Below are 12,905 nucleotides of genomic sequence, written 5' to 3' on the forward strand. Positions count from 1 at the left end.
AAGTCGGATTGCGAGGTTGGCGCTACCCCGGCTGCTGTACAGGCTGCCTCTGCCAGGGATCACTAGTCGTCACCACCATGACAAGACAACCATCAAAAAGGGTAAAACAATGTCTGTAGCTCAGGTATTTGAAAAACTCGAACAGAACTTCAACGCAGACGCAGCACAGGGCCTGGACCTGGTATTCCAGTTCGACATCGAAGACGACAAGACTTACCACCTCGTGATCAATGACGGCACCTGCAAGCTGCACGAAGGCGCACACGACGATCCTTCTGTTACCCTGATCATGAACTCTGAAACCCTGCAGGGTATCGTCTCTGGCGAGACCGACGGCATGCAGGCGTTCATGGCTGGTCAGCTACGCGCCGAAGGCGACATGATGCTGGCAACCAAGCTGGGTGAACTGTTCAACATGGGCTGAGCCCGGTTAAACACCAGCTATAAAAAAACCTGCGCAAACCGCAGGTTTTTTTATGCCATTCAGAAATTCGGGCCACCCTGGCGTCTACAGACCGACGTCATCCAGCGAACTCTGAGCCAGCTTGAGCAGGTCTACATTCCTGTCTTCCCGCCGACCGACGCCTTCAATGTAGTACTCGAGCGAGGTGAGCGCATCCGCCAGCGCTTCCAGAACCTGAGACGCAGGGGCTTCGCGCGCATCCAGCAGGCGCTCCTGAATAGACGTCGCGACCCTGGCAATGACGTCCGCTGCGATCGGGTCGTCCACCATTTGCAAGCCACCCCAGATACTGCGCAGTGTCCCCGGCAGATTGGCCAGATGAAGCTTGTCGTAATCGGATTCGATAAATGCTGTGATCGCTCGCTTGGCAAGGGTCAACGCACTACGGGCCTCATCCGCCACAACCCAGATGGCTTCCTGCAGGTACACGGATTCGTCCCGGCTCCGTTCTGCGCCGGCAAGGGCGTCGGTCTCTGAGGTGATGCCGCGAGTGACAATCTGCATGACGGCATCTTCCACCCCCAGCACGGAATCCGCCAGACGATAGAGCTCCTCCTCCGCCGGCAGGCGGTTTTCCTCTTCCCATTTACGCAGTTTGGCCGCTTCTTCACGGGAAATACTGGCCAGGCGGTTCAGATCGAGCATCACCAGCGTATTGGCCAGGCGCTCCAGAGTATCGGCAATCGAGGCAAGTTCGGCCAGATCCGGTTCTATTCCGCGCTCAATGATGTCCAGCTTGTCTTTCAGCTGATTAAGCTCTTCCTGCAAGGCTTCAGACAGGGATTTGAGCACGTCCGTGCCAGGGCCATAGAGGCGCCGGGAATGAGCCTCAAGAAGTGCGTCCGGGAATTCGGCAGGACCGAGCTGATAAGCAGAGAGTACCCGCGTCACCTCAGGGTTGGCTGAGCCACTGCGGTAAAGCAGATAGATCAGATCTTTGATCAGCGATTCGGGGGCATCCTTGGCGGTAGCTACCTTGCCGACATATACCACTTCCCGAGCGTATTTCTCGATTCGCATCAGCAGACGCTTGCGGGCCTTGCTAAAGCCCATGGCACGATCCAGCATGGTATCGGAGACCAACGCCAGCAGGCACCACATCTGCCCCATAGGCGCTCCCTGACACAGCCGTGCGAGACCACGGGCAGCCCTGGCAATGAGCTTCTTGCTAACCGCTTCGTTGCGCTCGCGGAGAATGCCGAGCAGTGCCACCTGGAAGGTCAGGCGCATGCGACGGGCCAGGATTTCATATTCAGACTCTGCATCATCCATGGGCCTGAGCCCCAGATCGCTGCAAAAGTCCGGGCGCTCCTTGATGTCGATATCAAAGAAGCAGGATTCGGGATAAGGTTTCTCACGACGGGCTTCACGCAGATCATTGATCACGGGCAGCAGCAGCTCGGGATGATCTTCACGTTGCTGATGGTAGTACTCGACGTAACGGCGGAGAATGAACAGCGCGCTGTTAAGTGCTGTCAGCAGTATATTCTTGTCGTCGTTGGCACCAACCGGAACATCATTGGCGAGATTAACCGCTTCCTGGCAAAGCAGGGTTCCGCCCCGGAGCTCCACCAGAATGAAGATTCCCCGAAGCTGGTTCAGGTAATCAACACAGTTCTGCAGATCTTCCCCGCTCTCGCGGTTTTCCTGAAAGCGCTCAAGGCTGGATTCTGCCTGCTTGATGGTCTGTTCGATTTCACTTTTGACCAGATCAAACGACTGCGATTTCGTCGCCAGAGACGATTGAACCATAAACGCTTCCTGTTAATTTGCGGAGACTACCGCATCCTGTTCATGAACTGCAGCCTGCATACGGGCAGGTCCTTCCTGTTCAGCGAGGCAGCCCTTGCCCATACCTGAACGGTTCGCAAAAAACTGGCGAACTTATCATTACTTATAACACAAAACTCAAGTAGCTCAAGAAAGCCGGAATGTAACAAATGGTACAGCTGAACGTGGTTCTCATTCTGTTGCCTGCAACCGGGACCACACCGTTTCTCCGGCCTGCTTCTCCATCATCGCCATGAACTCATCATGGGCCGAGGCTTCATCACTGGAGGCCCGAACCACCGCCAAAGGCGCGCGCTCACCGGAGATTCGGCGAATACCGCCATCGCCACCTTCATCGCCGGAGCCGGCATCCAGGGAAAGCGCGGTCTGGCCGCCGGTCATCAGCAGATAGACGTCTGCCAGGATCTCGGCGTCCAGCAATGCCCCGTGAAGGTCACGGTTGGAGTTATCCACTCCATAACGCTTGCACAGGGCGTCGAGATTGTTTTTCTGGCCCGGGTGCTTTTTCCTGGCAATGGCCAGTGAATCGACAATGCCGCAATGGTCTGCTGTTTTCCGAACCGGTTTCAGACGGGCGAATTCGGAGTCCATGAAGCCCACGTCGAACGCGGCGTTATGGATGACCAGCTCTGCACCCTTGATGAACTCAAAGAACTCGTCGGCAACCTCCGCAAACTTTGGCTTGTCGGCCAGAAATTCATTGGTGATACCGTGAACGGTGATAGCCTCCGCTTCTACCTCCCGCTCAGGGTTAATGTATACGTGATAGTTGCGACCGGTCAGCTCGCGCTCGATCACTTCCACACAACCAATTTCGATAATGCGGTGACCTTCGTTCGGATCAATACCCGTGGTTTCGGTATCCAGTACGATCTGTCTCATGCAACTGCGCTCTCACTCACTGCTCATTAATCGGTTTTCCAGGGGCCAGGGTTCAGGCCCCGTTCAGTTCGCGGACTCCGCGGTTGGCCAACTCATCCGCCAACTCGTTATCAGGATGCCCTGAATGACCCTTCACCCAATGCCAGTTAACGGTGTGCCGGGCAGTTTCAGCATCGAGCTCCTGCCACAGATCCGCATTCTTGACCGGTTTCTTTGCCGAGGTTTTCCAGCCATTGCGCTTCCAGCCGCTCATCCATTCGGTAATGCCCTTGCGCACGTATTGTGAGTCCGTATACAACTCCACCTGGCAAGCGCGCTTGAGCTCCCTTAAGCCTCGAATGGCCGCCATCAGCTCCATTCGGTTGTTGGTGGTTTGCAACTCGCCACCGTGCATGGTCTTGCACGCATCGCCATAGCGCAACACAACACCCCACCCCCCGGGGCCCGGGTTACCTTTACAGGCTCCGTCGGTATACATCACTACCTTACCAGCCATTACTGCTCCTGTTCTGTTCCACGCCTGTCCACCCTGCCTGAGCTATGGCTGGCACAGCCACTGGATACCCCCACGGTTCCGGGCAAAGAAATCACCTTGCTCTTGCGCCAGGATGCCCTGGTCCGGATCCCGGCGTATTCGCGTTTGCGCGCAAGGATACAGTAATAGGCGCCCGTGGGCAGTAAATGAGGGCGGCTACTGGCGGCCAAACGCTGCCGTCTTCCGGATGCCCCGTGTTTTCGCTGCAGCGGAAGGGTACAGAAATAGGTGCCACTGTTTTCCAGCTCGAACCCCAGCAACCTGAGCCAGTCCTCCATTCGTGATCGCATCAGGAACCGACCACCCCAGGGGCCAAACCGATGGCGGGAAACCAGCCTGCGTGCGCCCCAGAGACTGAGGGGGTTGAACCCAACCAGAGCGATGCGCCCCTCACCTCGCAATACACGGGCGGACTCGCGAAGTACCTGGTGCGGATCCGGAGAGAAATCGGCCGTATGATGAAGGATCACAAGATCCATGGAATCACCGGGAAACGGCAGCTCGTCGGCGTCACAAACCGCCACGCCCTCTGGCATATGGGCATGCCAGGCCGGGCAGGTAATAATCTTCTGGGCAAAATCGGTACCACTCGCCAAAGGCAATCGGTGACTCAGGCCGACCTGAAGTTGTCTTGCCCCCGTAAGGCCTTGCAGTTCCTTATCAAGCACCGCTCTCTGGCTGGCCAGCAGGGAGCGGCCGAGGGGGGTCTGCACCCAACGCTCAAAGCTCTCATGTCGTGCTGAATAGTCAATCACGCCGCTGGTTGTCACGCTGGCTCCCCTACCCGATCCACTAAAGGCTTGATTGCTCGCGCAACCTGCCGCTCCTTGGGCTGTACCCGTTGTTGCATTATCATAACAGGCACATTCATTGAACACATGGGGTGGCCACCTTGCGCATTCATCCGGTTCCGGCATTCTCAGACAACTATATCTGGTGCCTTACCAACCTTGAGTCCGGCAAGACCCTGATAGTCGATCCCGGCCAGGCAAAGCCGGTACTGGACTATCTCAGTGACAGCGGTTTCTCAGCAGACACCATCCTGCTCACCCATCACCACCCGGATCACACCGGCGGCGTGAAAGAGCTTCAGCAACAGTATCCGGACATCCGTATTGTTGGGCCGACGGATTCACCCTTCAAGGGTGCCACAAACACGGTCCATGCCGGCGATGAAGTCGTCTGGGAAGGCATCACGTTCGATGTCCTGGCAGTTCCCGGCCATACACTGGATCATATTGCCTATTACAGCGACACCCAGGTAAATGACAACCCCGTTCTATTCTGCGGCGACACACTGTTTGTCTGCGGCTGCGGACGACTGTTCGAAGGCACACCGGAGCAGATGCATACCTCGCTCCAGACCCTGCGGGACCTTCCGGATAACACTGCAGTATACTGTGCTCATGAATACACCCTGGCAAACCTTCGCTTCGCCCGTCACTGGCTACCCGAAGATAAGGCGTTGGCCGAGTTTGAGAACGCCTGCAAAGACCTTCGGGAACGGGGTAAGCCAACCGTGCCGACCACGATCGGCCAGGAGAAACAGCTGAATCCATTCCTTCGGTGGGATGATGCCATGGTCATAGAGGCCGCCGAGAATTACAGCACCACACACCGCCTTGCCACCGGCTCGGATTGTGCGGTTTTTGCAGCCGTGCGCCACGGCAAGGATAACTTCTGAGCGTGCGGGCGGTCACTGCTTAACAATTTATCTCACAGCCGTAACATGGCTCGGCTTGACCGCCCGGAAAACGCTCCCATAGAATTTCGAGCAATTATCGAACGTAACCTGTTAAATATGCCGGCTATTTTTACAGATACCCGCCGGCTCCACCCGGAACCCTGTGTTTATGCCGGTAAAACGACTGCCCTTCATCCTTCTCGCGTCAACCCTTTTCAGCGGCTGCAGTACCAGTCAGATCGCCGAAAACTGGCATACACCTTCGGCCTGGTTCGGGACCGAGGAAGAGAATCAGCAAAAAGACCCCCTGGACTCACAGCAAGTGGTTGTTGCCAAGGGCGATGAGGACCTCAAGGCTGACGTCGCTGCCGGCAATGGAGAGGACAGTGCCAGCGGGGCACCATTAGATGACGCCATCTCCCCGGAACTTCAGGCCAAGGCCCAGCAAGCTCGGGAAAAACTGGACAATCCCGCCCGACAATCCGACGCATCCACCAGAACAGACGATCTGTGGTCACGACTTCGCGCCGGTTTCACCATGGACCACTCCGTCGACAATGCCAGGGTACAGGCTCAATTGGACTGGTACGTGCGCCACCCCCGTTACATCGATCGCGTGGTGGAAAGAGGCTCCCGGTACCTGCATTACATTATCAATGAAACCGAAAAACGCGGCCTGCCCAGCGAACTGGCTCTGTTGCCAGTGGTAGAAAGCGCCTTTGATCCTTTTGCCTACTCCCACGGTCGCGCTGCCGGGCTTTGGCAGTTCATCCCGTCTACCGGCAAATACTTCGGGCTGACCCAAAGCTGGTGGCATGATGACCGACGGGACGTGATTGCGGCTACCGATGCTGCCCTGACTTACCTGGAGCGCCTGGCCAACCGGTTCGATGGCGATTACACCCTGGCCCTGGCCGCTTATAATTCCGGGGGCGGGACCGTATCCAGCGCCATGCGTCGTAACCGCAACGCCGGAAAATCCACAGATTACTGGTCTCTGACATTACCGACGGAGACCCGCCACTATGTGCCCAAACTGATTGCCCTGGCAAAAATTTTCGACGATCCGAAAGCCCACGGTATCGACCTGCCACCATTAAAAGACGAACCGTATTTCGAAGTGGTGGATACCGGCTCCCAGCTGGATCTGGCCCAGGCCGCAGAATTAGCCGGCGTGGATATTGATGAAATCTATCTGCTGAACCCGTCCTACAATCGCTGGGCAACCAATCCGGATGGCCCCCATCGCTTGCTGGTACCCAAGCAACAGGCCGAGGCATTCCAAACCGCACTGGCAGAGTTCCCAAGCGAACAGCGTGTATCCTGGCAGAACTATAAAGTCCGCAAGGGTGACAGCCTGAACACTATTGCCCGCAAGTTCTCCACTACCCCATCGGTCATTCAACAGGTCAACAAACTCAACAGTGACCTGATCCGGATTGGCCAGCAACTGCTGATTCCGTCTTCCACCAAGGGCTCCGACGCCTATGCGCTAAGCCAGGCCCAGCGACTGGAGCGAACACAGGATCGCAAGCGCAGCGGCAACAAGATACGGTACACCGTGCGCCGGGGCGATACCTTCTGGGATATCGCCAGGGAGCACCGGGTTTCGGTTCGGGAAGTGGCTGCCTGGAATGGCATGGCACCGGGAGACCCCCTGATTCCAGGCAAGGAGCTGGTGATCTGGTCGAAAACTTCAAAGCCGACCATGGTAGCTTCGAATACCCGTGGCAAGGCCATGGTGCGCAAGGTAGGATACCGGGTTCGCAGCGGCGACTCCCTGTCCGCCATCGCCAGCCGGTTTTCGGTGAATGTGCGTGACATCGCATCATGGAACGATCTTAATACGGACCGTTATCTCCAACCCGGCCAAAGTCTGGTACTCTACGTGGACATAAGAAACAGTCCGTAACGTGCGAGAACCATGACAAAAAAACCAGAAGCACCCTTGCTGACCAGAATTACCGCGACGCTGGCTCTGGCAGCGTCTGCCTGTTTCGCCTCAGCCGATGAAGGCGTCACCGAAAACCCCACTCCTGTGCATGGCATCGCCATGCACGGTGAACTGAAGTACCCTGCGGATTTCAGTCACTTCGACTACGTCAACCCGGAGGCCCCGAAAGGCGGCGAACTGAAGTTATCCGTGGTTGCCAACGGCTTCGACAGCTTTAACCCCTTTGTCATCCGCGGTATCTCTGCGGCGGGTATTAACGCCTACGTGTACGATACCCTTCTGGAGTCCTCTGCCGACGAGCCGTTTTCCGAGTACGGGCTGATTGCCGAATCCGTTGAAGTGCCGGAAGACCGCAGCTTCGTCATTTTTAACCTCAATAAAGATGCCCGCTTTCAGGACGGCGAACCAATCACCGCTGAAGACGTGAAATTTTCCTACCGGATTCTGACCACCGAAGGTCACCCGTTTTACCGCAACTACTACGCGGATGTAGACAAGGTGACCATTGAAAACAGTCACCGGATTCGCTTTGACTTTGCGCAAACCAACAATCGGGAACTACCCCTGATTCTTGGTCAGATGCCCGTCCTGCCAGAACATTTCTGGCAGGATCGGGAGTTTGAAAGCAGCGGCCTGACCGTCCCCGTCGGCAGCGGCCCATACCGGATTGCCTCTTTTGACGCCGGCCGATCCATTACCTATCAGAGGGTCGACGACTACTGGGCCAAAGATCTGGGTGTACGCAAAGGCCGATTCAACTTCGACACCATTTCCTACGAATATTACAACGACGACACCGTGGCCCTGGAGGCTTTCAAAGCCGGTAATTTCCATTTCCGCCAGGAAACCTCCGCCAAGAACTGGGCCACTGCCTATACCGGGCGCCAGTTCGAGAGCGGCGATATTGAAAAAGAAGCCATCGAACACCACCGCCCCACCGGCATGCAGGGCTTTATCTTCAATACCCGCAAGCCGGTGTTTCAGGATCCCCTGGTTCGGGAGGCGCTGGCCTACGGTTTTGATTTCCAGTGGGCCAACCAGAACCTGTTCTTTGGGCAGTACACTCGCACCAGCAGCTATTTCGAGAACAGCGATCTGGCCTCGTCTGGCTTACCCGAAGGGCGGGAGCTTGAAATTCTTGAAGCGTATCGGGATCAACTAAGCCCCGACGTTTTCACAGAGGCCTATTTCCCACCGGATACCGGTAACGGCGTCAGCCTCCGCGACAATCTTCGGACGGCTCTGAAGCTTCTGACAGAGGCCGGGTATCAGATCAAGAATGGCAAGATGATCCACCAGGAGACCGGCAAGCCGCTGGCTTTCGAGATCCTTCTGTTCCAGAAGAGTTTTGAGCGGGTGGTTCTGCCCTTCAAACAGAATCTCGAGAAGTTGGGTATCGACGTGTCGGTGCGTCTGGTCGACAGCAACCAGTATATCCAGCGGGTTCGGAGTTTTGATTTCGACATGATCACCCAGGTTCTGCCGCAATCCGATTCTCCGGGTAACGAGCAACGGGACTACTGGCACTCCAGCAACACCGATGTAACCGGTTCACGCAATTTCATGGGCGTTAACGACCCGGTCGTCGATGAACTGGTCAACATGGTCATTCAGGCGCCGGACCGTGAAGAGCTTGTACACCGGGTGCACGCGCTGGACCGTGTGCTGCTGCATGGCCATTACGTGATCCCGCACTGGCATTTGCGCAAGGATCGGGTGGCCTACTGGAACCACCTGAAGCGCCCGGCCAACACGCCCAAGAACGGCATCGACCTTAACAACTGGTGGACTGAACGCTGATACCGTTCGCTATCACGACGCTGTAGTAAGGACTGCTCCCTGAATGGGCATTTACATACTCCGCCGCCTCGCCCTGATCATCCCCACCCTGGTGGGGATCATGCTGTTGAATTTTGTCATTGTTCAGGCCGCCCCCGGCGGCCCCATCGAACAGATTCTCGCCGAGATGGAAGGCCACGGCAGCAGTGCCCTGGCACGAGCCGGTGGCGGTGATGTCGGCAGTGAAGTAGCCAGCAGTTCCGGAGACAGCCGCGCATCCCGGGGTCTGCCGCCCGAGCTCCTGGAGGAACTTGAGGCCATGTACGGCTTCGACAAACCTGCCCACGAACGTTTCTTTAAAATGCTGGGCGATTACGCCACCTTCGACTTCGGCGATTCCTTCTTCCGGGACAGAAGCGTCGTCGAACTGATTCTGGACAAGATGCCGGTCTCCATTTCTCTCGGCCTCTGGTCCACGCTGATTATCTACCTCGTCTCCATTCCACTGGGCATCCGTAAGGCGGTCACGGATGGCTCCCGGTTCGATGTCTGGACCAGTTCCGCGATCGTGGTCGGCTACGCCATTCCCGGATTCCTGTTTGCCATCCTGCTGATCGTACTGTTTGCCGGCGGTAGCTATTTCGATCTGTTCCCGCTCCGGGGCCTGACCTCGCCGGGCTTTGACGAGATGACCTGGTACCAGAAGGTTGCTGATTATTTCTGGCATCTCGCCCTGCCAGTGACCGCAAACGTGATCGGCGGGTTCGCTACCCTCACGCTGCTGACCAAGAACTCGTTTCTGGACGAAATCAGCAAGCAGTATGTGGTCACCGCCAGGGCCAAGGGCCTGGAAGAAAAGCAGGTGCTTTACGGCCATGTGTTCCGTAATGCCATGCTGATTGTCATTGCCAGTATGCCCGGCGTTCTGGTGGCGCTGTTCTTTACCGGGTCGTTGTTGATTGAGGTAATCTTCTCACTGGACGGCCTCGGCCTGCTTGGTTTTGAGGCTGCCCTCAACCGGGATTATCCGGTCATTTTCGGCACTCTCTACATCCTGACGCTGATGGGGCTGGTGATGAAGCTGATCAGCGACCTCACGTATGTCGCTGTTGATCCGCGCATCGATTTTGAAAGCCGGGAGGGTGCGTAATCATGGCAACCCTCTCTCCGATTCAGCGCAGACGACTCAATAACTTTACCGCTAACCGGCGCGGTTTCTGGAGTCTCTGGATTTTTCTGGTGCTGTTTGGCCTTTCGCTATGTGCCGAACTGATCGCCAACGATAAACCTCTTGTAGTTTCCTACCACGGCGACTGGTACTTTCCCGTCATTCAGCAGGTGCCCGAAGAAACTTTTGGTGGGTTTCTGCCCACGGAAGCCGATTATCGCGATGACTTCATTGCGAGCGAAATCCAGAGCAATGGCTGGATGCTCTGGCCGCCCATTCGCTTCAGCTATAACACCATCAACTACGATCTGACTGTTCCCTCACCTGCGCCGCCCAGTGCCGAGAACTGGCTGGGAACCGATGACCAGGGGCGGGATGTGGCTGCCAGGGTGATCTATGGTTTCCGTATTTCGGTGTTGTTCGGCCTGACGCTCACCATCGCCAGTTCCATCGTTGGCGTTGCCGTTGGCGCACTGCAGGGCTACTACGGTGGCAAGATCGACCTGTTTGGCCAGCGTTTTATCGAGATCTGGTCCGGTTTGCCCATGTTGTATCTGCTCATTATTCTGTCTTCGATTGTTCAGCCCAATTTCTGGTGGTTGCTGGGCATCATGCTGCTGTTCAGCTGGATGGGGCTGGTGGATGTAGTCAGGGCTGAATTTCTCCGGGCCCGTAACTTTGAATATGTGAAGGCCGCCAGAGCACTCGGCCTGGATAATCGCAGAATCATGTTCCGACACATTTTGCCCAATGCCATGGTGGCAACCCTCACCTTCATGCCGTTTATCCTCACCGGAGCCATTACCGGGCTCACGTCTCTGGATTTCCTGGGGTTCGGCCTGCCCTCCGGTTCGCCGTCGCTGGGTGAGCTGATCGCCCAGGGAAAAGCCAACCTCCATGCACCCTGGCTGGGTATTTCCGCGTTCGTGTCACTGGCCGTCATGCTCACGCTGCTAGTGTTTGTGGGTGAAGCCGTGCGCGATGCCTTTGACCCGAGAAAGAACTGATATGAGTAACCTGCTGTCCATCTCGGATCTGTCCATCACCTTCGACAACGGCCCTCGGGTAGTTGACGGGCTGTCGTTCAGCATCGACAAGGGCCAGACCCTCGCGCTGGTTGGCGAGAGTGGCTCAGGTAAGTCTGTCTCAGCGCTGTCGATACTTCGGCTACTGGATGAACGCCATGCGGCTTATCCCGCCGGACAGATCCTCTACAAGGGCGAAGACTTGCTGCAGGCGAAGGAAAAGCGCCTGCGCCAGATTCGTGGCCGGCACATCAGCATGATCTTCCAGGAGCCGATGACCTCGCTCAATCCGTTGCATACCGTCGAAAAGCAGATTGGCGAGACCCTGGAGCTACACAAAGGCATGCGCGGCCCCCAGGCCCGGAAACGCTGCCTGGAATTACTGGAACTGGTCGGGATTCCGGCCCCGGAGACCCGCCTGACGAGCTACCCACACCAATTATCGGGTGGGCAAAAACAGCGGGTAATGATTGCCATGGCTCTGGCCAATGAACCCGATTTGCTGATTGCGGATGAGCCCACCACGGCACTGGATGTGACGGTTCAGAAACAGGTGCTGGAGTTGCTGAAATCATTGCAGCAGAAGCTGGGCATGGCAGTGCTGTTAATTACCCACGATCTGAACATCGTCCGCCGGTATGCCGATTACGTGGTGGTGATGGAACGGGGAAAAATGGTCGAACAAGGCGCGACAGAAGCGCTGTTCAGGTCGCCCTCTCATACCTACACCCGTAAACTCATTGACGCGGAACCACCGGAGCACCCTCTGCCAGCCAGTAGTGGTACCGAAACCCTGATGACCGTAAACAACGTGAATGTGCATTTCCCCATTCGCAAGACCCTGCTGGGCAAGGTAAAAGAAAGCTTCCACGCGGTACAGGATGCCAGCTTCGAGCTGCGTGCCGGTGAAACCCTCGGTATTGTCGGCGAAAGTGGCAGTGGCAAAACCACACTGGGCCACGCCTTGCTGAAACTCACTCCGAGCACAGGCCAGTTCAGCCTCTGCGGCACAGAGCTGTCCGCCCTTTCCCAGAAGGCTTTCCGGCCATGGCGCCGGCGCGTTCAGATTGTCTTCCAGGATCCGTTTGGCAGCCTCAGCCCGCGGATGTCCGTTGAAGAAATCATCCGTGAAGGACTGGAAATCCACGAGCCCGGGAGTTCCGGGCAGCACGAAGCCAGGGTTATCCAGGCCCTTCAGGATGTGGGACTGGATCCGGCCGCACGGCATCGGTATCCACACGAGTTCTCGGGCGGCCAGCGTCAGCGTATTGCCATAGCACGCGCGCTGGTTCTCCAGCCAGACCTGATGATTCTGGATGAACCCACCTCCGCCCTGGACAGAACGGTACAGAAGCAGGTGATCGAGCTTTTACGGGAAATTCAGGCCCGATATAGGCTAAGCTACATCTTTATCAGTCATGATCTGGCCGTTGTTCGCGCACTCAGCCACAAACTGCTGGTACTCAGGCAAGGCCGGATTGTGGAATACGGCGATGCAGAGACCATTTTCCGGGAACCACAACAGCCGTATACCCGGGAACTGCTGAATGCCGCATTTTTCTATCAGTCTACGACCAATTGAGCGTTACCCGACCCTGACAGGTCGGGGATAATGCGCCGAAAC

11 protein-coding genes are annotated in these 12,905 nt (G+C 56.7%); 7 read left to right on the forward strand and 4 right to left on the reverse strand.

Features of this window, described 5'->3' with window-relative positions:
- The first annotated feature begins 109 nt into the window (after positions 1-109).
- A complete protein-coding gene (locus tag ARC85_RS09900) occupies positions 110-424 on the forward strand; it encodes an SCP2 sterol-binding domain-containing protein (RefSeq protein WP_011785017.1) in 315 nt (104 codons plus the stop codon).
- An 84-nt stretch (positions 425-508) separates the two neighbouring features.
- On the opposite strand, the gene ARC85_RS09905 is transcribed toward ARC85_RS09900, so the two are convergent.
- The 4 genes from ARC85_RS09905 to ARC85_RS09920 form a co-directional block, all read right to left on the reverse strand.
- The gene (locus ARC85_RS09905) at positions 509-2,215 is read right to left on the reverse strand and encodes a FimL-related protein (protein ID WP_153739911.1); all 1,707 of its coding nucleotides are present in this window, start codon (positions 2,213-2,215) and stop codon (positions 509-511) included.
- 210 nt (positions 2,216-2,425) lie between these two features.
- The gene (gene dnaQ / locus ARC85_RS09910) at positions 2,426-3,136 is read right to left on the reverse strand and encodes a DNA polymerase III subunit epsilon (RefSeq protein ID WP_153739912.1); all 711 of its coding nucleotides are present in this window, start codon (positions 3,134-3,136) and stop codon (positions 2,426-2,428) included.
- Between the two features lie 52 nt (positions 3,137-3,188).
- Positions 3,189-3,632 (reverse strand): ribonuclease HI, encoded by a 444-nt coding sequence (gene rnhA, locus ARC85_RS09915; protein ID WP_011785020.1) that lies wholly within the window; start codon positions 3,630-3,632, stop codon positions 3,189-3,191.
- On the reverse strand, positions 3,632-4,441 hold the full coding sequence (locus ARC85_RS09920; RefSeq protein ID WP_113880110.1) for a class I SAM-dependent methyltransferase: 810 nt from the start codon (positions 4,439-4,441) through the stop codon (positions 3,632-3,634). The genes rnhA and ARC85_RS09920 overlap by 1 nt, the downstream gene beginning before the upstream one ends.
- Positions 4,442-4,563: 122 nt before the next feature.
- Between ARC85_RS09920 and gloB the strand changes: the two genes are divergently transcribed.
- The 6 genes from gloB to ARC85_RS09950 all read left to right on the forward strand — a co-directional run bounded on the left by gloB (position 4,564) and on the right by ARC85_RS09950 (position 12,863).
- Complete coding sequence (gene gloB, locus ARC85_RS09925; RefSeq protein WP_113880219.1) at positions 4,564-5,355, forward strand: hydroxyacylglutathione hydrolase; 792 nt, start codon at positions 4,564-4,566, stop codon at positions 5,353-5,355.
- A 169-nt stretch (positions 5,356-5,524) separates the two neighbouring features.
- Positions 5,525-7,267, forward strand: a complete 1,743-nt coding sequence (locus ARC85_RS09930) for a LysM peptidoglycan-binding domain-containing protein (RefSeq protein ID WP_113880111.1) — start codon at positions 5,525-5,527, stop codon at positions 7,265-7,267.
- A 12-nt stretch (positions 7,268-7,279) separates the two neighbouring features.
- Positions 7,280-9,109, forward strand: coding sequence for an extracellular solute-binding protein (locus ARC85_RS09935; RefSeq protein WP_286714761.1), 1,830 nt, complete (start codon positions 7,280-7,282; stop codon positions 9,107-9,109).
- Between the two features lie 43 nt (positions 9,110-9,152).
- Complete coding sequence (locus ARC85_RS09940) at positions 9,153-10,238, forward strand: microcin C ABC transporter permease YejB (protein WP_022991191.1); 1,086 nt, start codon at positions 9,153-9,155, stop codon at positions 10,236-10,238.
- Between the two features lie 2 nt (positions 10,239-10,240).
- Positions 10,241-11,263: an ABC transporter permease gene (locus tag ARC85_RS09945; protein WP_286714763.1), complete on the forward strand. Its 1,023-nt coding sequence runs from the start codon at positions 10,241-10,243 to the stop codon at positions 11,261-11,263.
- Between the two features lies 1 nt (position 11,264).
- The gene (locus ARC85_RS09950) at positions 11,265-12,863 is read left to right on the forward strand and encodes an ABC transporter ATP-binding protein (RefSeq protein WP_286714765.1); all 1,599 of its coding nucleotides are present in this window, start codon (positions 11,265-11,267) and stop codon (positions 12,861-12,863) included.
- Positions 12,864-12,905 lie beyond the last annotated feature (42 nt).

Origin of the sequence: Marinobacter sp. tcs-11, from assembly GCF_002049515.1 — a bacterium.
GTDB classification, from domain to species: domain Bacteria; phylum Pseudomonadota; class Gammaproteobacteria; order Pseudomonadales; family Oleiphilaceae; genus Marinobacter; species Marinobacter nauticus.